The organism is Thermosporothrix hazakensis, assembly GCF_003253565.1.
In the GTDB taxonomy this organism is placed as follows: domain Bacteria; phylum Chloroflexota; class Ktedonobacteria; order Ktedonobacterales; family Ktedonobacteraceae; genus Thermosporothrix; species Thermosporothrix hazakensis.
Genome location: NZ_QKUF01000001.1, coordinates 595,042 through 615,710, shown reverse-complemented (window position 1 = coordinate 615,710; position 20,669 = coordinate 595,042). Strand labels below are relative to the sequence as shown.

The 20,669-nt window shown below is 54.1% G+C and carries 18 protein-coding genes; all 18 read right to left on the bottom strand.

What is annotated here, in order from left to right; all coding sequences use genetic code 11:
• The gene (locus EI42_RS02620; RefSeq protein WP_111318524.1) at window positions 1-570 is read right to left on the bottom strand and encodes a P-loop nucleotide/nucleoside kinase family protein; all 570 of its coding nucleotides are present in this window, start codon (window positions 568-570) and stop codon (window positions 1-3) included.
• Between the two features lie 3 nt (window positions 571-573).
• Complete coding sequence (locus EI42_RS02615; RefSeq protein ID WP_137686099.1) at window positions 574-1,389, bottom strand: hypothetical protein; 816 nt, start codon at window positions 1,387-1,389, stop codon at window positions 574-576.
• 81 nt (window positions 1,390-1,470) lie between these two features.
• Window positions 1,471-2,889 (bottom strand): MFS transporter, encoded by a 1,419-nt coding sequence (locus EI42_RS02610; RefSeq protein WP_111318520.1) that lies wholly within the window; start codon window positions 2,887-2,889, stop codon window positions 1,471-1,473.
• A 79-nt stretch (window positions 2,890-2,968) separates the two neighbouring features.
• Complete coding sequence (locus EI42_RS02605; protein WP_111318518.1) at window positions 2,969-3,187, bottom strand: DUF951 domain-containing protein; 219 nt, start codon at window positions 3,185-3,187, stop codon at window positions 2,969-2,971.
• A 30-nt stretch (window positions 3,188-3,217) separates the two neighbouring features.
• Window positions 3,218-3,868, bottom strand: a complete 651-nt coding sequence (gene nadD, locus EI42_RS02600) for a nicotinate-nucleotide adenylyltransferase (protein WP_211325999.1) — start codon at window positions 3,866-3,868, stop codon at window positions 3,218-3,220.
• 41 nt (window positions 3,869-3,909) lie between these two features.
• The gene (locus tag EI42_RS02595; RefSeq protein ID WP_170142300.1) at window positions 3,910-4,944 is read right to left on the bottom strand and encodes a mechanosensitive ion channel family protein; all 1,035 of its coding nucleotides are present in this window, start codon (window positions 4,942-4,944) and stop codon (window positions 3,910-3,912) included.
• Window positions 4,945-5,027: 83 nt separating this feature from the next.
• On the bottom strand, window positions 5,028-5,978 hold the full coding sequence (gene gluQRS / locus EI42_RS02590; RefSeq protein ID WP_111318514.1) for a tRNA glutamyl-Q(34) synthetase GluQRS: 951 nt from the start codon (window positions 5,976-5,978) through the stop codon (window positions 5,028-5,030).
• Entirely contained in the window at window positions 5,966-6,634 is a 669-nt protein-coding gene (locus EI42_RS02585; protein WP_111319541.1) for a Maf family protein, read from the bottom strand. Before EI42_RS02585 ends, gluQRS begins: the two co-directional genes overlap by 13 nt.
• Window positions 6,631-7,932: a class I SAM-dependent RNA methyltransferase gene (locus EI42_RS02580; protein WP_170142299.1), complete on the bottom strand. Its 1,302-nt coding sequence runs from the start codon at window positions 7,930-7,932 to the stop codon at window positions 6,631-6,633. The genes EI42_RS02585 and EI42_RS02580 overlap by 4 nt, the downstream gene beginning before the upstream one ends.
• Before the next feature lies 1 nt (window position 7,933).
• Window positions 7,934-10,375, bottom strand: a complete 2,442-nt coding sequence (locus EI42_RS02575; protein WP_111318510.1) for a tetratricopeptide repeat protein — start codon at window positions 10,373-10,375, stop codon at window positions 7,934-7,936.
• Window positions 10,376-10,485: 110 nt separating this feature from the next.
• Window positions 10,486-12,693, bottom strand: a complete 2,208-nt coding sequence (locus EI42_RS02570; RefSeq protein ID WP_111318508.1) for a tetratricopeptide repeat protein — start codon at window positions 12,691-12,693, stop codon at window positions 10,486-10,488.
• Between the two features lie 153 nt (window positions 12,694-12,846).
• The gene (locus EI42_RS02565; protein ID WP_111318506.1) at window positions 12,847-14,346 is read right to left on the bottom strand and encodes a glycosyltransferase family 87 protein; all 1,500 of its coding nucleotides are present in this window, start codon (window positions 14,344-14,346) and stop codon (window positions 12,847-12,849) included.
• A gap of 185 nt (window positions 14,347-14,531) precedes the next feature.
• Complete coding sequence (locus tag EI42_RS02560; RefSeq protein ID WP_111318504.1) at window positions 14,532-14,999, bottom strand: GNAT family N-acetyltransferase; 468 nt, start codon at window positions 14,997-14,999, stop codon at window positions 14,532-14,534.
• A gap of 60 nt (window positions 15,000-15,059) precedes the next feature.
• The gene (locus EI42_RS02555) at window positions 15,060-15,254 is read right to left on the bottom strand and encodes a hypothetical protein (RefSeq protein WP_111318502.1); all 195 of its coding nucleotides are present in this window, start codon (window positions 15,252-15,254) and stop codon (window positions 15,060-15,062) included.
• Window positions 15,255-15,436: 182 nt separating this feature from the next.
• Complete coding sequence (locus EI42_RS02550) at window positions 15,437-16,033, bottom strand: NUDIX hydrolase (RefSeq protein WP_111318500.1); 597 nt, start codon at window positions 16,031-16,033, stop codon at window positions 15,437-15,439.
• 89 nt (window positions 16,034-16,122) lie between these two features.
• On the bottom strand, window positions 16,123-18,054 hold the full coding sequence (recN, locus tag EI42_RS02545; RefSeq protein ID WP_111318498.1) for a DNA repair protein RecN: 1,932 nt from the start codon (window positions 18,052-18,054) through the stop codon (window positions 16,123-16,125).
• Window positions 18,044-18,955, bottom strand: coding sequence for an NAD(+)/NADH kinase (locus tag EI42_RS02540; protein WP_211325998.1), 912 nt, complete (start codon window positions 18,953-18,955; stop codon window positions 18,044-18,046). Before EI42_RS02540 ends, recN begins: the two co-directional genes overlap by 11 nt.
• 141 nt (window positions 18,956-19,096) lie before the next feature.
• On the bottom strand, window positions 19,097-20,626 hold the full coding sequence (locus EI42_RS02535) for a tRNA nucleotidyltransferase/poly(A) polymerase-related protein (protein WP_111318494.1): 1,530 nt from the start codon (window positions 20,624-20,626) through the stop codon (window positions 19,097-19,099).
• Between the last annotated feature and the right edge of the window lie 43 nt (window positions 20,627-20,669).

The following is a 20,669-nucleotide window of genomic DNA, read 5'->3' as shown; positions in this document are numbered from 1 at the left end:
TCATGCGTGTGCCTGGCTGAAGCGCTGTATCGTGTCCAGAAGCTTCGTATAGTCTAGAGAGGCAAAATCGGTAGTATCGATCTCATACAGCGGGCCATCCAGTTCGAGAGGGGTGATCTTCCCCTGAAGCAAGCGGTCCTTGATCTGCTGGAAGATGAAGGGGTCCGCATGCCCTGGATGACGTTGTCCCTGTTGCCAGCGCTGCTGGAAGCGTTGCACCAGCACCGGGCCTTCGCTGTAGCAGAGTACCTGAAATGGCACGAACGGATAGCGTTGCCGCAGCGCCTCTAGCTCCTTTGAAGCCTTTTCTGACTCGAAGTTGCTCTCGATAATACAGGGTTGACCGACGCGCAAAAGGGAGCCTGTGATAGTGTACAGCAGCGCATAGATGGTGTTGTTGCGCTCCTCCCGCCGCTCCTGATCTTGATTGCTCCAACGCAGGTGCTCAAAGAAGAGCTCTTTGAGATTGTCTTTCGAGAAGAAGGGGAGCCGTAGATCTGCCGATAGACGCTCTCCCAGAGTTGTTTTACCGGTACAGGGATGGCCGGTGATAACGATCAATACTGTCATGCTCTAACGCCTCGCTACATAGAGTATCAGTTCTGCCAGGAGCAAGAAGAGCAGATCTAACCCGATCAGCACCAACAATGCGAAGTCGACATGAGCTGCGATCGAGGTTGCAAGCTGAAGCAGCAATGGATAATTGACGATATGGTTGAATTGCAGGTAGATGATGCCGACGATCAGGATCAGGGCCATACTTACTCCGAAGAGCAGCCAGCGGGCGCCGTACCAGTCCTGTCGGCTCGGCCAGAGTTCAGAAGTCACTGTCAGAATCAAGTAGGGAGTAATCAGCAGTGTCCACCAGGGCCAGTCGGGACGCCGCCATTGCAGATCCCATTGCGCGTTGAACGGGAAGTCCCAGAGTTGATAGCCAGTTGCTGCCCAGTAGAGGAAGGCAAACATCGCAATCCCGCCAAGCAGTGGTGCAACGCCACTGAAGCCATCTCCCACATAGCTCATGATTCGGCCTTGTGGGCGCACATATTGCACCTCACCCAGTTGCAGCGATTGTCTCCCCCGGCTCCTGACAACGCGTCCCTTCACCTTGCGCATTGGCATGGGCTTGACACGGAAGAGCGTAATGCTGGTAATGCGAAAGCCAAAGGGATAGAAGAGGAGCAACATGATCGCATGACTGAGCTCGTGTAGAATGACGCCAGGCGCATTGAACCAGAACCAGAGCAGTGGCCCACGCTCGCGCAACCAGTAGTAGCCAATCTCATCAATACGAAGACGTAATGCTTTACGGGAGACACGCAGCAAGGCAAAAAGGAGTAGCACACCTACAAGCGTGATCCAGGGCAGGTGTGGTTGAAGTTGTGCCAAGAAGTCTTTTCCTGAGTCCATAGCCCCCTGCATTCTTTCCTGATCCGTTTTTTAGTATTGTAGACGCTCAATCCGATGCCGTCAATGTATCCTCTTCTGTTCTAGAGTGATAACCTGCTTTTCTTGTTCCATTCCCTGCCGTTGATGATAAGCTTGTATGGCAGTGGCATGCTTTTTCTCATAATACAGACTCCAGGCTCCAAAGAGAATATGACAGACGGCAAGCAGATACAGCACGTTTTCAATGCCAAACGCGTCGGCAAAGCCACCCATAAACAAAATCACCGGGACGGTACAGGCACTGTAGAGCACAAGCTGAAGCGAGATCACGCGCCCCTTGAGCCGGTTCGGAGTCAACTCCTGCATCGCTGTCTGCGATGGGATATTCAGGAAGTCCAGCCCGAAGCCCGCCGCCAACAACAACAATGCGATCAAGCTGAAGACCAGCGGGTTAAAAGACCAGCCAGCAGGCTTGAGATACGGAGAGAGCCAGGCCGAGAGCGGGACAAGGGCACAGGCAATCGTTAAGATGATAGTTCCGGTGGTGATTGTACGCGAGTGCCCAAGTTTACGGAAGATACCCGGCGTCAGCAGCGAGCCAACAACCACACCGAGCGCTGCGGGAGCAAACACCAGTACCAGCGCGTTTTCTGGTAAATGCAGCAGGTTGGTTGTGATCTTGGTCGCCAGCTCGATAACTACAAAGAGCAGGACGCCTGCATACGAGAGCTGGATCACTGCCAGAAACAGCGGCTTATTTGTGCGTACAAACTGCCACCCCTGATACATCTCGTGCCAGATACTCCCGACTGCTCCAAGCGTCTGCGTGGTAATCTGGCCAGATTGGGTTGTGTACTTCCTGTCGACCTGGTTCTGTGGAATGAGCAGAATAAGACCGGCGCACAGCAAATAGAGGATCCCGATCAGGAAGTAGAGCTGAACGAAGGCATCTATTGTCAGATTGAACAGGTGAAACTCTGGTAAAAGCGTCAGCACAATCGAAGCGACTACATAGCCGATTGCCTGCGAGATCTGCATGGTGATGTTAAACAGCGAGAGTGCAGGCATTAACTCGCTTTTCCTGACAAGCTGCGGGATCGATGATGATTCGGCGGGAGCGAAGAACTGCCCGATCGTTGAAATAATAAAGGTAAGTATGTAGAGTGGGACAATGGATGTGTGATCGACAATAAGGACGACAATCATGAGCAGAGTGGCGATCCCACGCAGACAGTTGCTTCCCCAGAGGATTCGACGCCGTGATACGTGATCGACTACCACCCCGGCAGGTGCGCCGAACAGGACGGCAGGGAGCACGAAACTGATGATGGCAAGGCCGACAAGCGTCGTTGATTGTGATACTTTATTGATTAAGACCAGAAATGCATAGTTTGCGGCGTTGAAGATCATCTGGGAGATGATTTGTGCTAGCCAGAGATAGAGAAAGTTCCTGTTCCTGAGAACAGGTAGGAACCCCCCGCCTGGATTGGCTGCTGCCATAGAAACGTTTCTCCTTACTACCAGCGATATGGGCCCCAGGTTCTAAGAGGCAGGGCTGAGATGCGGAGGAGGCCAGCTGTTATACCTCCGCATTGGAATCGGTTTGTGATAATGGTGGCAATTTTTGTTTGACGCGCCGCTCAACCTCGGAGCGAGGAAGCAGAACGCGCCGTCCGCATGTCTCACAGCGCAGACCGATATCGGCTCCCAGGCGCACAACTTCCCAATCGTAGCCACCACAGGGATGCGGTTTGCGCAAACGCAGACGATCTCTCAATTCAAGCTGTAATGGTTGCATATAACAGTACCTTTAGGTGCCAGAAACGGCTTACTCTTGATAGAGACGCTGTACATGAATATACTGTTCTACAGGGTCTGGAACCTGATATCTGATCGGGCGGTGCTGCCTGACACGCTCCCGCAATTCTGTTGCTGAGATATCCAGCAGCGGAGCATGAACCAGCAAGAGCCGCTGTTTCAGCCCCGGGACTCGCGCTTCGATTCGGTCCAGGCGCTCCTGTGAGTCTGGATCTTCATTATAGCCGGGACGTCCAACGGCCACAAGGGCAGTCAGGTGGCGCAGAATTTCCTGGGGAGTGTGCCATGTGTGGAACTCTTCCAGGCTGTCCCAACCAACAACAAAATACAGCTCTTTTTCCGGGCCCCACAGCTCTCGTAAGCGTTGCAGTGTCAACGCCAGATAGGAGGGTCCGGTATTCTCGATTTCTATTCGCGAGCAGGCGAACGCTGGATTAGAAGCGATTGCCAGTTCAACCATTGCCAGACGGTGGTTGGCTGGTGTCACCTCTTTACCATGCTTATGCGGTGGCTGTCCGGCAGGGATAAAAACCATCGTATCAAGATTGAGCGTGACGCGAACCTCTTCTGCTATGGCAAGGTGCGCGTAGTGGATCGGATCAAAGGTACCACCTATTAAACCTATACGTTGTTGTGCCGCCAATGGTTGGAACTCGGCCACAAGCACACACCTCCTCAAGGCTTTCTCTGTTGCTATTGTTGCTATATATTGCCAGCTAATTCGGTGACCGTCAACTCCGCTGTAGGCAGGGCTTCATGCAGCGCGTTCATTGCATCTGTAACTGTTTCCGGTTGCTCCGGGCTGATCCAGAAACGCACGTTCAGGGTCACTTTCTCCTCAACATAGCTGTTGAAGAGCACCTGTGGCTCTACATGACTCAGGATAGTGACAATGTTCTTCAACTCTCGCTTGATGGTGGCGTGTGTCTCTTCTTTCTGGTAGTCCTCACGTTTCAATGTTACTGCAATGGTTGCGCGGCGCTCTCCATAATAGGAGGCGTTTGTAACAACGCTGTGGAAAAGCAGGGTATTGGGGACCATAACCTCTTCTCCGCTGAGAAGACGAAGACGGGTCGCACGAAGCTGGATATCTTCGACGTGGCCGGTGTAGGTGATGCCTGCGTTGGTGATAGATACAATGTTGCCAATGTAAAAAGGGCGCTCAAGCAGGATATAGAAGCCTGCGACCAGATCTTTCAGGATATCCTGAAGCGAAACGGTCAAGGCGACGGTAATCGCGCCAAGCATTGTGACCGGCATAGTCAGCGGCACGCGCCAGAGGGAGAGTATCCAGAAGAGCACAATGACCAGTGTGATCACATAGATGATGCGTCCGATCAGGGTGCGGATGTTGATGTCAATTCGATTCTCGCCAAGTCCACGAATGGTCGCTTTATTTAGCGTACGGGCGACGCCAAGTCCGAAGGTGACTGAGATAATCGAGACGACCAGGTTCGAGATCAGACTGACAAGGTCAATGTTGGGGGCATGGCTCAAGATCTGTTTCCACCAGTCGGCTGCTCCATTCACGCTCAGGCTAAGGATAAATGGCGACGTGGCGAATACGATCAGGAGCGGAGGCAGCACAATCAGGATGCCGAGCGTTTGCACCAGCCAGTTATCAAGTATGGTGTTTTTGAGGCGTGCAAGGAGCTTACGCCGAAAATACAGGCCAACCAGCAGCCCGGCCAGGGTGAGAATGATGAATAGTGCTATGCCAATTGTCTTGCTGAGCATATCATCCGTTCCCCATAGAATAAGTCCCGAAAGAAGAACCATTCGGCTAATGAGACCACCCTTCTACGAAATCTGACACAGAGTTATTCTTGTGATATTGCGCGTATTATATCATATGGATCAGATCGAAAACGCTTTGCCAGTTCATCAGGAGCCACGTTAGAACCCGTTTCAACAAGATGACATCCAGCGGCTAAGAGCCCGACGACCTCTTCTGCTGTTGCCCCTTCTGCGCGCAAAGGTCCCAGCCCCATACTCCTATCTCGCTTCGAGAGGCGCTTTCCGCTGGCATCACGAATTAGCGGCACATGGGCAAACTTCGGTATCGGGAAGCCAAGCAGTTGAAACAGCAGGATCTGGCGGGCTGTCGATGAAAGCAGATCATCGCCACGCACTATCTGATTAATCCTCATCAAGCCATCATCCACCACGACCGCGAATTGATAGGCGAAGATGCCATCCGAGCGACAGAGAATAAAATCTCCCACCTCCTGTTGTACGTTCTGAGTGATGGTTCCGGCAAGCTGATCGGTAAAGGTGATCGTGGCATCATCGGGGACGCGGAGCCGCAAAGAGGGACGGCGCATCCGTGCTTTCTCGCTGCGCTGTTTCGCTGTCAGATAGCGACAGGTGCCGGGATAGACTGGGCCATCCCCTGCCCCCTGTTGCGGTGCGCTGGCCGCATGCGCGATCTCGGCTCGACTGCAATAGCAGGGATAGACCAGCCCGGCCTTTTCGAGAGTACGCAGATAGTGTTGATAGATGTCCAGCCGCTCACTTTGCGTATAGGGTACATGCGGGCCGCCACAATCCGGCCCCTCGTCCCAATCAAGTCCGAGCCAACGAAGATCGTCAATCATCTGCTCGGTTGCTCCCGGGCGAACCCGCGGACGGTCAAGATCTTCGATCCTGAGAACAAAGCGTCCGTTATGGCTACGGGCAAAGAGCCAGGCCAGCAAGGCTGTCCGTAGATTGCCCATATGCAGTGCTCCGGTCGGGCTCGGAGCGTAACGGCCTCGTACTATTTCAGACATTGCTCCGACCAGGGACAACAGACACCCGCAGGATCGGTGCAGATGGTCTCAGTTGTGTGGATACCGAATTTTTCGAGGAGTTCAGCAAGCGTGCAGAGTGGGAGCCCGACAACGTTCAGATAACAGCCGTTAATGCGCTCGGTTGGCTGAAACTCCGGGTTCTGAATGCCATAGGCCCCGGCCTTATCCATCGGATCGCCTGAGGCGATATAGGCGTCAATCTCTTCGTCGGTATAGGAACGCATCAGGACCGGTGTGCTACGGCTTGCGCCATACAGCGTCAGTTCACCGCTGATTTTCCTGCTGACCACCACACCGGTTACAACGCGGTGCCAGCGCCCGCGTAGTGAACGGAGCAGCTCACGGGCATGTTCCTCATCGCGAGGCTTGCCCAGGATCTCATCATCGAGCAACACGGTTGTATCGGCGGTCACGACAATGCGGTTCTCGGCTTCGGGAAGGGTCGATGTTGCCAGCGCCTTGTGTGCGGCGGTCCATTGAGCCAGGCCTTCTGCGGGGCCGTGGTAATGCTGCTGTACCTGATCTTCGTCAATTGGTGCGACGGCCACGGTGAATGGCAGGTGCAGCCGGGTGAGAATCTGCCTCCGCCGGGGTGAAGCGGAGGCTAATAACAATGCTTCCTGGGTCTCAGTCATAAAGCTCTCTCCAATACTGCCACGCTTTCGATGTGCGCCGTCTGAGGAAACATATCAAGCGGCTGCACAGAGCGCAGACGGTATGTTGCATGCTGGTTACAGAGAATATGAAGATCGCGTGCCTGGGTTGAGGGATCGCATGAGACGTACACGATTCGCGCAACCGGATGCTGAATCAGCGCTTCCAGAACACTTGGCTGGCAGCCCGCACGCGGCGGATCGATCACAAAGCCGTCAAGCTCAGCCGCCAGTTTAGGCAGGAGATCTTCGACTTTTCCCTGCATAATATCGACGTTGGTCGTCTCACGCAGGTTCCAGCGGGCATCTTTGATCGCGCTTGCAGATTCCTCAATGGCTATGACGCGCCCGAAGTGGCGAGAAAGAAGCAAGGCAAAGGTGCCCACACCACAGTAGGCATCGACGACGGTGAGCCTGCGTGGGTCTTCGCGATAGTCGTCGTGTGTCAGCAGACCATCGAGCACCATCTGTGCCATTTTCTCCGCCTGCGCCGTATTCGTCTGGAAGAAGGAGCTCGGGCGAATGCGGAAGACCTGACCGGCAAGCTTCTCTTCAATCGTCTCGGTGCGTACATCAATGCCAGCCGCAAGCAGTTCCAGTGCTACTTCAGGCGGCTGCTCTGGTTGCAGAATCATCTGGCCGGTCGCGGTGCCATAGCGCATCAGCACCTGTGGGCGCGGATTATGATGTTGGGCCACGATGCTCAGGGCACGGTTGATCTGCGGGTGCGCAATCGGGCACTCGACGATTGGCAGCAGGCGGCGTGTATGGCGCTCGGTCAGGCCGGGTTTTCCTTCTCCATAGACCGAGAAGCGCATATGGTTGCGATAGTTCCACGGGTTATCACACGGCACCGTTGGCAGGAGGGGCGGATTCTCAAAGCCGCCAACCTCCCGGAGCAACTGTCCAACAACCTCGCGCTTCCATTCGGTTTGTGCCTCATACTTCATATGCTGAAGCTGGCAGCCGCCGCAGGTTCCAAACACTGGACAACGAGCCTGTACGCGCAAAGGTGAGGCCTCGTGAATTTCGGTGATCCAGACACGGGGCGGGCGTGGCTTCCAGCGACGACGACGCTTGCGTGCAGGCGGCGCGGGTGGCTCCTCGACCGCGATAGTGACGCGTTCGCCGGGCAGACCAGCAGGAACGTGCAAGGTCACGGTCTCGGTGGTGCCATCCTCACGCTGTTGTGTAATCTCTGCTGTGGCGTCTCCCTCACGGACAAGAGCGCCGAGCGTAACGGTATGATAGTGAATTTGGCGTTCTTCTTGTGTCATCATCCTACTTTGTATCGGGCCTCTTTCTTTTCTTCCGCTGTAGATGTTCTCGGTAGGACATGGCGACCTCGTATGCTTCGCGTGCCTCCTGGACAAGCGGGAAGTCGGGTGCGAGCTCCTCTGCCTTCTCAAGATAGTTCTCTGCGTCGCGGAATTTGCCCTGTTCCACATAGGTAAGTGCCAGCGATGCGAGTAGATTCGCATCTGAGCCGTGGGTTTCCAGCCCCTGGAGCAGGACGTCTTCCGCGCCAACGGGATCATGTTTGACGCTGCGATAGAGCAGACCAAGTTGAATATAGGCCTCAACGTTGTCCGGCTCGATATCAATGCTTCTCAGGAAGCTGAGCTCGGCGCTATCATACAGGCGCATGCGCATCTGAAGATCGCCAATGTCGGTCCAGACACCAGGATAGTGCGGGGTAATCTCCGCCGCTCGTTGATAGTGCATCAGGGCCTGCTCAAGATTTCCCTTCTGCTCATAGAGCAATCCCAGATTCCCTTCAATCTGCGTTGCTTCTGGAGTGGAAGGTGATAGCGTTGCGGCTTCTAGCAACAGCTCTTCCGCCTCATCCCGTCTGTTGTCCTGTTGGATTAACTGACGCGCAAGCAATATGAGCGCTTCAGGCGTGCGTTCCTTTGTTAATGCCTCCTGCAACGCCTGCTCGGCATCGCTTTCGATCGTGCGAACGCGGGCGATATCGGCCCTCTCCTCCTGTAGCTCCTGACTCAGCAGTTGTAGCGCTTCGGCCATTTTGCGTAACGCGAAGGCCTGCTGTTCTGGGAAGCGTTCCGCGAGCAACTGGTAATAATAGGCTGCGCGTTCGGCATCCAGCGAAAGAAGTGCTCGTGCTCCGGCTGTTTGATAGAGGACGGGCGCTTTCTGAGGAGCGCGAGCAATCAGGGCATCCTGATAATGCAGCATCTGAGTGAGCAAGGTGAGCAGTTCTGCCAGTTCGCCCCACCGCTGCGATGGCGGTATATCTATATTTTCATCGTCCTGATCGAACAAACTCTTGAATCCTTGATTGCGGATTTCCTGTTCGTTAGAGAGGCCGAGTGTACCAAGCTCTTCCTTATAGAGGCGCTCCAGGGCTGCCGCGCCCCGTTGAAGTTCCGCGTCGGGAAGACCGAGAAGTCGTCCTCCCTCATCTGTCAGGGAGTGGATGCGCGTCTGCTCGTTTTCCTCGACTAGCTTAAAGGCTGTCCAGAACCAGTATCGCCCCGTGCGAGCATAGTGCGCGGTTGCCTGTGGGAGGGCTGGAAGCTCGCGTGCAATCGGTGTCTCGATCATCTCCATTGACCAGAGAGCGTCAACCACCTCAACATCTTCTTCGTCTTCGACCGGAGCCGTGTAGCGATCTTCGTCGCTCTCGAACAGGTCATCAACCTCACGCGCATGGATCACATGCGGGTTGAAGCGTGTCGGATGAGCTGTATCAAACCAGCGCTTATGCAGTTTGACCCATTCTTCACGGGGGAGACCCTGTTTCAGCGGGCTTTCGCGGGAAAGCAGATCATAGGCGCGAATGAACTCGCCATTGGTCCAGAATTCGAGGAAGTTCCGCACGACGTCCTCTGCCTGGCTGATGCCGAAGAACTCCTGAAAGAGCTCCTCAACCTCGGTCTTTGAGGAGGGTGTGGCGCCTTCAGCGTAGACCTCTTCCTCGTCTTCGTTGCCGGCATGTGCTTCGGGCGCTTCAAGAATGAGCTTGCGCACAAGGTGGCTGTGATGCGTGTACTCAGGCGGAAGCTTTGAGCCCTGGGCGCGATGCACTTCCAGAGCCTCTTCAAGTAACAGCCGGGCGCGCGCCAATGGGCTCTTAATCAGCTTGACACCCTCAAAGTTTGCCCGAGTGTATTCGATCTGCTGTTCGAGCTGGCGCTTGCTCATGACATCAGTGAAGAACTCTTTGATCCCGACATCCCAGAAATCAAGCAGGAACCCCATAACTCGGATGCCTTCGTATTCCTCGCCTTCATACCAGCAGACAAGCAGTTCCACTTCGCCAATATCACGCGAATCGGTATAGATGGCCTGCCAGAAGCGTGGTTTCTTTTCGCCGCTGGCAATATTGAGCGTGACAAACGATGGCGGCGTTGGCGGAACCCATTCCGGGATAATCTTTGCACCTTCCAATTGAATGAGCGAGCGCCGCGCCTCTTTCCGTGCCTCTTTCTCAGGAGCCAGGTGATAGGCGGCATTCAAGATGTTGGCTGCAACAACATCCTCCCGCTTCCCGAGCTCTTTGAAAAAGGCGAGCTGGGTTGGGACGCTCTGGCTGAAGATGTCAGAGAGTGCCTCTTCAACCCGGGCGGTCTTCTCGGCGACGTCAAGTTGTTGCCCGATTTGTTGATAGGAGGCCAGAAGATGTTGTAGCTGCTCCTGGTCTGCCTGGGCCTTGAGCTCTTGCGCTTTCTTGTTGTTTGTAGGTTTTTTAGGCGACACGACCTTCGATCCCTTCTTCAATCACCGAACAATAAGCATTACAGGGAGCATTGAGCATGATGGAGAGGAGGACGCAGGAAGCTGCGTCTCTCCTGAATAACTGGTTCGGTCTAGCGTTTTTTGCTGGCCCGGAACTGCTGCCGCACGCTCTGGACAATCTCCAGCGTTGGATCAAGCATCTCAGCGCGTTCCAGCTCCTCCTGTGCCGTTTTTCGTTCTCCCAGTTCATGCAGCACGGAGGCGTAGAGCGCATGGAGATGAGCAGAAGCGGGATTCTGTCTGACGCCTTCTGCCGCGATGCGTTTCGCTTCCTGTTTTTCGGAACGATTCATATGAATGGCGATCAGCTCCGAGTAGATGCGTATATCCTGTGGTTCCTGTTGGAGTGCGCGCTGATACATCTGCTCTGCCTTCTCGAAGTGACCAAGCAGACGATGCGCAAAGCCGATATTAAACCAGATGCCCGGCAGGTTTGCATCTAGCTCGGAGGCTCGCTGGAAATGTGAGAGGGCATCACCGACGCGCTCGCGCCGCATAGCGATAGCTCCCAGGCTTGCTTCAATGGTTGCCTCATCCTGCGGCGAGGGCGACTGACCGCGAGCCTTTTCCAGCTCGGTTTCAGCCTCTTCATTGCGTTGCTCGCTCATAAAGAGCTCTGCAAGTAGAATGTGGTTGAGCGACGAATCATGCAACTCAATGGCCTCATGCAGCGCGTTCTCTGCCAGATCCAGGAAGTGTTGGCGGCGTTCTGGCATGGTTTCAGCCCGAGGACTGAAGGCGTAGTTGATCTCAGTTGCAGCGATTCTCCGCAGGTTCTCTTCATGATTCTCCGGGAAGCGCTGGAGCAAGCGATCAAGGTAGACCATCGTGCGTTCAGGGTTGCCCTGTGCCATTGCGCGCCCCACCGCCGCCTCTAATGGATGGCGATCAAGCGGAAGCAGGGCGATGAGAGCATCATAGTAGAAAAGGGCTTTGCTCAGACGCATCGCCAGCTCTTCCATAAAAGCCTGAATATTATCGCTTTGCTGGCGGGCCAGTTGGTCGACAGCCTCTTCCTGTTCCTTGATCTGCTGCTGAATTTCCGCAACCGGGAGGCCCTGAATGCGTGCGCCTTCATCCGTAATGCGCTGGATGCGCCAGCCGTCCTTCTCGTGGACCAGTGTGAAGATGGACCAGAACCAGTGCCGGCCAGTTTCTCTGTTGACGGCGGTTCCCATTGGCATTTCAGGTAATGTGCCGCTAAGTGGCGTCGGGCTCAGTTCGACAGACCAGCCAATCTCAAGATCCTTTCGTCTGCTTGCGCCTTTCGCAGTTGAGGGGAGCCATATAGCATCCTGTGTTGCCTCACGCTCCTGCACAAAGCTCAGCTCGATGCGAGCTGGTTTGGCCTCATCAGCCCAGTGGCGATGCTGCTCAATCCATTCATCGCGTGTTGCATCGCGGAGCAGGGTACAGGTGCTGCTGAGCAGATCATAAGTCAAACCATAATCGCCCATTGACCAGGCTCCAATAAAGTGCAAAGCGGTCTCTTGCGGCTCCATATCTGGATAGACAAAGGTAGCGCCCGAGTCGCGCCCTGCTTCAGTTGCTTCGAGGATCTGCTTCTTGATCAGCGGCTGATTGTTTCGGTACTCTTTGGGGAGTGGGAGCTTGCGCCAATCATGCACAGAGAGCGCTTCTTCAAGCAGGCGTCGGCCTTCAGCGAGCGTGCATTCGACCAGCGGGACATCTTGCAAACGCGCTTTGAGCTCTGTGATGCGGTCCTGAGCGCGGCGCTTGCCTGTCGTTTCAACCGAAACTTCTTTGATGCCTTCGCTCCAGAATTCCAGTAAAAAGCTGAGGCTACGAACCTCTGTATAATCGTAGCCTTGCTCCCAGAACAGGAGAAGCTGCACTTCTCCCTGTTCACGGGATTGCGTAACAAAGCCTTTCCAGAAGCGCGGCGGATTGGAGACATTGACCTGAACAACGGCGGGTCGGGCCTGTGGTGGCTGCCATTGCGGCTGAATCTTGTGCCCCTCTAACGTGAGAAGAGAGCGACGCGCCTCCTTGCGAGCATCCTTGTTCGGGGCAAAGGCGTTGAGGGCAACCAGCAGGTCAGCGGCGTCCTGATGTTGTTCTTTCCCGAGCGCTTTGAGCAAGGTGATCTGCTGTGCTTCTGTTAATGCGATAATTGGCTGAAGCACAGACTCTGCTCCTTGAGCATCTTCTGTAGTGCGAATGGTTTGTGCGAGTGTATGATATTGTGAAAGCAGGTCTTGCACCTGCTTGTGTTCTGCCTCAGAAAGTTGCTGTAAAGTCTCTTTTTTGCGTGACATAGTGATTACTCGCGCTCCTGAGATCTGTAAGATATACGCTGACTAGGGGATTGTACCACGAAGTAGGCAATGCGTCGAGAGAACGATGAAGGACGTAGAAACAGGTCCGGCGCATACCTCCGGACCTGTCTGTTGCATGCTGTTCTAGATGGTTCAGGCGTGTGCCGGTACCTGTGTTGTTCGAACCAGGCGACGCGCCCAGGCGATGAGAGAGAATTTCTCAAGTGCGGGATTGATACGCGCACCCATCACAATGTAGATCGGGAAGGCAATGCAATAGAAGTAAGACGGCAGGCTGCGCCACGCGAAGACCAGCGGCACGAAGGCAAGCAGTAGTGCCGCTTCCGGAGCCTTGCGGCTGATTCGCCAGTAGAGTGCCAGTGTGCCAAGCATTGTCAATCCTTCCACGACAGTATAGACTTTTTCAGGCAAGAACGGTATCAGCTTGGTGACGCTGAGGTTGATAATACCAATTCCCATCGGGAACATCGGGTCCGCAATTGGAGCCAGCACACCAGCGACAAACGCCTGTGGGTCCCACAAGAAGAACGGCAGGTTAAATACCAGAGCCACTGCAGCTGCAATCGAGCCACGATGCAGCGTTTCTTTCAGATCATAGTTTCTGAAGATCATAATGAAGTAGAATGGGACAAGAAACCATGATGTCTGCTTGGTTGCAATTGCCAGACCGAGGAACAGGCCCGAGAGCCAGCGCGAGTCCTTAAAGAGCCAGGCCAGAATAACCAGCAGCGCACAGAAGATGTCCAGGTTCCCGCCGACGGTCGAAGCCCACATAGGAATGTTTGCCATCGCGAGCAGCAGTGCCCAGGGGCGGAGCGCCGGATGTACCGCTTTCCAGGCCACAAAGATGATCAGCAGATAGCTAAGAATATAGAACGGTAGAACATTATAGGTATTCAGCAATGCGAACGGTAACAGCGTCAAAAAAGAGAGTGCTGGATAACTGACCCGTGACTCGAATTCGGGGGCCTCACCGGCCTTGAGCGCGGTATTCAGCACGCTGCGGATCTCGGGCTCGCTCGGATAGTCGAGACGGTCCGCAAACTGGCCCTGACGCAGGGGTGTAGTCCAGCTTGGCTGTAGCTCAAAGTGCTGGTTTCGGAAGATGTCCAGCATATTGGAATCGGTATAGGGGTTGCGGCCATCTACCAGCAACATCGCGGCATTGGTGTCCAGTGTGGTGCCATCGTTTGAGAACTCGGGTGGTAGAAAGCACATGATAATGCCCCGACCGAATTGAATAAAGCCTGCAATGCTTAAAATCAAGGTCAGAATAAGCACAACACGTTGTCCACGTGTTGGGAAGGGTTGTCGCGTGCGGGAGGCCTCGGGCTTCCTGGTTCGCAGCGCCATCCAGACGGAGGCGAAGCAACCGAGAAGCAGGAAAAGAGGAATCAGCGAGGCAACGGGTCCCAGGAACGGGAAATACCAACCATGATCGATCTCGTTAAGCGAAAGTAAGATCAGCGCGAGTGCAATCCATACGGCTCGTCGTTGCAGGTCCGCGATCTTCCTCTGATCCTGCGCTGTTTCTTGTATAAAGAAGTAGCGCATCCATCGAGGCAACGGTGCTGAGTTCTTTTGCTCTTGTCGTGTTGTCTGCGTCGTCGTAAGTACAGATTGCTGTGCCATAAACCCTTGCGCTTAGCCCGATCGCTCTGTCTCTGTCCGTGTGTTCCGGGCGTTTGCGCTTTTGTACCTCCCGATAAAAAGTACCGAGTTAGCAGAGACTCGGTCCAAGTGTTAGAACGAAGAGTCGGGCTCTTCCGTCACAAAAAAGGGGAGGGACTTGTCTACCGAGCGGGAATTGACGGGACTTAGATGCGCAGACGGTAATAGAGCTCGCGATGTTGCAATTCAAAGCCGAGCGACTCATAGAGCTGAATGGCTGGAAGATTGTTCTCCCATACCAGTAAGTCCATGGCCTCGATATTGCAATGCTGATGGGCATACTGGATTACATGTTGCATGAGCGCTTTCGAGAGCCCTTTCCCTCGATAGTCGGGATGGACCACCACCCGTTTGATATAGCCGACCGGGTGCGGTGTACCTGAAGGGGGCAACATCAATTCCACTTTAGCGCAACATTGTCCATCGAGCTCCGCCAGAAAAATAAGGGTATATTCGTGCGTAGAGGGATCGACTGAGCCAAAATACTTCTCCATTTCGCGGTGAATGTTACGGGTTGGCGAGTTGCTGAAGCTATCAAGGAAATCAATAGCCTCTATGTCTTCGGGTGTTGCCAGGCGAAAGGTTAATGCCGTGGTCGGGTGTTTTTCAATCATAAACACAAACCTGCCATCTCTATCCTGAATTGCCCATCACTGCTTTCATGAAGGGGAGCGCTATGGCATCTTTTTGCGAGGAAGCAAAATAATAGAAACGAGCGCATAGCCTGCGCAGCCTAGCAGGAGCAATGAATAGACGATCTCTTCACCGTTACTGACCTTAATTGCCCCAAAAAGCATAGAGAGTCCCCACCAGAGGAAACCGATAAAGACCACAAAGAGCAGCAGCGTGCTCATTAACTTCTTGCTCATCTGTTCTATATCCTTTACATATCCTGTGCCATCAGGCCTGTGAGTTGTCAAATAAAGAGTGTGTGGATATCGCTATGTAGTAGAGCGATATCCAGTTCGTATTATAGCATAGGTGTCGAGATCTGGCTTCTCCCCCAGAAATAGAGCAGAAAAGCTGACACGACAGAAGAAGTCAGGCTGGTTCAGGCCTTCTGTATCGCTTGCCAGACGACCTCATGGATGACGGCTCGCATCTGGCCCCAGTCGTGCCAATCGCTCCCCTGTCCATCGGGATAATGGATATTGTGCAAATAACGCGCCATTGCCGGAAGCTCCTCAGGCTTGACTTCTCGATAGTTCTCAATCCGCTCATCTTCGTCAAGTGCGCCCAGAACGCCGCCCGTCTCATCGAGCAGGAAGGCAAAGGTGAAGAACGCCGGTTTCTCACCCGAGTCGCTGGTATGGTAGATGACAACAGCAAGGAAGCGGCGGACCTCTACCTGTAACCCAGTCTCTTCTTGTGTCTCCCGGAGCAGGGCGTCAAAGATAGCTTCTCCGTGATGGATGCCTCCGGTGAGCAAACGATAAGCCTCAGGTGGATAGATATCTTTCTTCATGGTGAGCAGGCGGCCATTGGGGCGGCGAATGACCATGCAGACCTCGCCATAGCGGTCAGCCTTGTTCAGAGGCTCAAAGTTACTGCCGCTCTCAAGATAGGCGGTATGGATCAGGGGCTTTCCATAGTGGTCGGCCAGGCGGATCAGTTCGGCCTGAATCTCTGCGGGCAACGAAGCAATCATGCGACAAGGGTACTCCATTCTGAAAGGTTGCTAGAAAGAAACAGCATGCACTGGACGGGCATGCTGTGAGCATTGGGCTTGTATCTTTCTTAATAGTGATAGTTGCTGTGAGCGCGTTTCCAGTTCTCCTTGAAGAGGATCGAGCGTTCCAGCATTTCCTGTGCGTTTTTGAGCGCCGATTCAGTGACACTGCCGCCAATAATATGGGCGATTTCGCGGATACGCTGTTCCGGTCGGAGCTCATTGACAATGGTCAGGGTGCGATCATCAATAATCTGCTTATTGACATTGTAGTGCAGGTCAGCAAAGGCGGCAATCTGTGGCAGGTGGGTTACGCAGATCACCTGATGGTCGCGGGTTAACTGCCAGAGCTTCTCACCGACAACCTGGCCGCTACGACCGCTGATACCTGAATCGATTTCGTCAAAGATCAGCGTTGGGGTTGCGTCCGCACCAGCGAGAATCGTTTTCAGCGCCAGCATCAGGCGTGAGGTTTCACCTCCTGACGCGATTTTCGTGAGCGGCTTGAACGGTTCACCGGGGTTTGGTGCAATCAAAAACTGCACGCGATCAATGCCGGTTTGATCGCAGGCGAAATGCTGTTCCGGCCCGTCATCTGGCTGAGCAGGTACACCGTTTTCATCGGGCCGTTGGAGGATCTCGACCTTGAAGCGAGCGCGGCGCATATTGAGATCATTCAGTTGTTCTTCCATCGCGGCAGCAAGCTGTGCAGCAGAAGCGCTGCGGCGTCGTGAGAGCTCTGAGGCCAGTTTTCCGATCTCACGGCGATAGAGAGCGTCCTTCTGCTGCAACTCGGCGATAATCTCATCACGATGGGTGATGCTTTCCAGTTCGTTGCGATCCTTCTCGACGCGCTCTAGTAGCTCTTCAATGGTTGCCACTGCATACTTGCGCTTCAATTGCGAGATCAGGGCCAGGCGGGCCTCGATCTCTTCCAACCGTCCCGGGTTGTCCTCGATGTCGGCTTCGTAGCTACTGATACCAGTTGCGACGTCTTCAAGCTGAATGGTTGCCTCGTTGAGCATTTCAGCGAAGCCTTCCAGACTCTTATCAAGCCGTGCCAGTTCCTGAACGCTGCGCTGTGCTGCATAGAGCTGGTCAAGCGCGGAACTGAAGCTGTCGCTGCCTAGCTCGGAGCCTTTTATCAGGCCATACGCGGCGGTGCAGAGCTCACGGAGCCGCTCGGCACTACTCAGGACTTTGCGTTCAGCTTCCAGCTCTTCGACTTCGCCTTCGCGGAGTTCGGCCTTCTCGATCTCTTCGATCTCAAAGCGCAGGAAGTCGGCGCGGGCCTGTTGTTCGCGCTCGTTGCGAAGGAGTTCCTGTAGTCGTTTGCGGGCGTTGCGCCATTCTGCATACTTTTTACTGAGCTCATCACGCAGGGGGAGCAGCTCGGCATAGCGGTCAAGGAAGTTGATATGCTGCTCAGTGCGCAGCAGGCTCATATGCTCGCTCTGACCGTGAATGTCGATCAGCCAGCTTGCGACCTGCTGTAGCACATGTTGAGGAAGAGCACGTCCGTTGATGCGCGAAACGGTGCGTCCCGAGCGAAAGATATCCCGCGTGAGAATCAGGGTATCATCTTCAATTTCAATGTCATACTCGTGTAAAAGCGATGCAAGGGCAACGCGTGCGTCTGCGCTCTCGGTGTCGGCGGGCCGATGTGTGACGTAGCGCTCTGTCTGTTCGATCACTTCCAGAAGCGTTGATGGTGAAGCACCGTTTGAGCCAGCATGTGCAAGGACCTCAACCGGTTGCAGTTCTTCATCAAGAATCGGCGGAAGAGCCTCAACAGAGAAAACACCCTCGACGGAGGCTCGTTCGCAGCCAGCACGCACAAACTCGGCACCGATTTTGCCACCGAGTAGAGCATTAACGGCGTCTATGATGATCGACTTACCTGCGCCTGTTTCGCCGGTAAAAACATTAAACTGGCGATGAAGGTGCAAATGTAAGCGGTCAATAATAGCAAAATCGCGAATGTTCAGTTCAAGTAACATGATTATGTTCGGTTGCTTCTGCTATATCTGTATCGACTGCTAAGCTTTCAATCGGTTGCAAACCGTCATTCTTGAGTTTGGCGGTGATAATCTGATAAAAATACGTCGGAGGGCGGCGGCGCAAGAATTTGGTCACGTAAGGGCTTTTCTGTACGGAAACCAGCGCGCCATCTTTGATCTCACGATTGATCTGCCCATCAGCAGAGAAAACGCCGTTCTGGGAGCCAGTATAGATGCGCAGCTTGACACAGGCTCCTGGCTGGAGAATAAGAGAACGGTTTGAAGCGAGATGTGGCGCAATCGGGGTCAGGATGCTGCTTTGCACCTGCGGATGCAGCAGAGGACCACCGGCAGCCATATTATAGGCTGTAGAGCCTGTCGCCGTTGAAATAATCATGCCGTCAGCATATGTCGTATTATAGTAGTGGTTGTCGACCCAGACCTGTACGCGCACGCCACGGGGCCACGTCCCACGAGCAACCACGACATCATTCAGGGCGAGAAACTCTTCGCTGGTATTATCCTGTGTCAGTGTGGCATGAAGCATTGCGCGCTCATCTACCCAGACAGAGCTATCTTGTTCGAGGTAATGATGTAGATGGGTGAGCACCTCATGCGGTTCCAACTCTGTTAAAAAGCCGACGCGGCCAAAATTGATGGCGACTATTGGTATATCCAGGTCGCAACAGAGACGCGCTGCATGCACGATGGTACCATCTCCGCCGAGCACGAGCGCTATATCACAACCTTGCAAGGAAATCTCGGGGTCGTGTCGCTCTTCTGTATGCAGACCGAAAATCCGAACCCGATAACCCTGTTTTTGAAGGAAAGGCGCTAACTGGTTCGCATAGCTGGCGGTTTCCTGCTTGCGTCCCTGATAGCAAATCGCTATTGTCTTCACAACCGTCTCCCAGTGGCAAGAGAGGGCGACTTGTAAGAGCCGCCCTAACGTTATTAAGCCTCTGTAATGGTACGTCATGAGGCTCCATTTGTCAATTATCTATTCGTATAAATGTTCGTATTTTGGGTACTCTTTTCTTGTTCAGGGTGCCTCTTTCTTCAATTCGTTGAGCTTTTCGCTGGCAAACCAGAGGGCATCTTCTTTTGAATGGATGATGCCCTCTGCCTGCGCTTCTGAGAGCATTTCCAGCAGTTGGCCTATGATTGGCCCCGGCTTAAGGTTCAGGCGGTGAATTAGCTCCTGAGGCGTGATGACGCGTGGCGGCAGAATACGATCTCGTTCGCGAATATAGCGAGTGAGCAAAAGTACTACTGTGGAAAGATGCCGTTGCCAGGCCTCAGTAAGGTCCTGCGGACCACGCATCGCCAGATGATCGGCAAGCGACACAAGCGCGACATTGATCCCGACGGGACCGAGATCAACAAAGTAACGTCGAATCGCACGCTGTGTGATCTCTGTGCCGCTGAGCTGACCGGGCCGCATATGATGAGCGACGACCTGCTGTACCAGACGACTTTCGGCGTTGCTGGCTCCCAGGCGGTGCATAATCTGGCGGGCGAGCGGAACGCCAGCCTGCGGATGATGGTAGAAGTGGATATGGCCTTCATTATCGACCGCGTACGTTGTTGTCTTCCCGATATCGTGAAGGAGCGCTGCAAGCTTCATTGGTGGAGAAGTTAGCGCTTCGCGAGAATAGAGGTGCTGTTCTTCCGCTTCTTTGAGGAGCGCCTGCAACGTGATGATATCGTCTGTCTGGTTGTGGTTCAGGCGGCTCTCACGGAGCTTTTCGGGTGGCCCATCCAGCGCCTGTGACAGTTTTTCGAGCGCTGCAACCGTTTCTATAGAATGTTCCAGGACATCCCAGTTATGCAGGGAGGGCTGCGGCATGCCGCGGGCCGGGATGAATTCCGGGATCAGCGCTGTGAACAGTCCGTGCTTATCCATATAATGAAGACGAGAGGCCGCGCCATCTGGCTTGAGAATCGTATAGAACTCTTCCCGAATACGCTCACTTGCCGTTTGAGGGAGCAGGTTCGCATCACGTGTGAGCATTTCTGCTGTCTGTGGCTCGATGGAGAATTGCAGCGTCGTCATAAAGCGAATGGCACGCAGAAGGCGTAGAGGGTCACGCTGAAAGACGGCGTCTCCAGTTGCTCGCAACGTCTTTGTGTGCAGGTCATCCACGCCATGCAGTGGATCGAGAAGTTGAAGTTCTGTTCCGCTGGTGAGGTGCGCTACCAGATTGGGGAGCGGAATCGCGATGGCGTTGATGGTGAAGTCGCGTTCCTGAAGATCCGCCTCGATGGCTGTACCATGCAGCGGCGCGATATCAAGGATAAGTTCTTCTTCTGCGGGCTTGAGGGTGATACGGCTTGCCTTCTCGTTCATCTGGGCATAGTATGCATCCAGGTGATTTGCCAGTTTTCGGGCAAGCTGATGCGCGTCACCGGTTGAGACAATATCCCAATCCTTACAAGGTTGTTGGTGCAAGAGATCACGAACGGACCCCCCTACCAGATACGCCTGTTGTTGCTGGCTTTCAAAATAGGCTGAGGTCTGTGGTAAAACGCTGAGCATGCGTGCCTGACGCTGATTCAGTGTAATTTTCATAATGCGAATAACAGAACTCCCTCCCGGCTTGTATTCGCAAAAT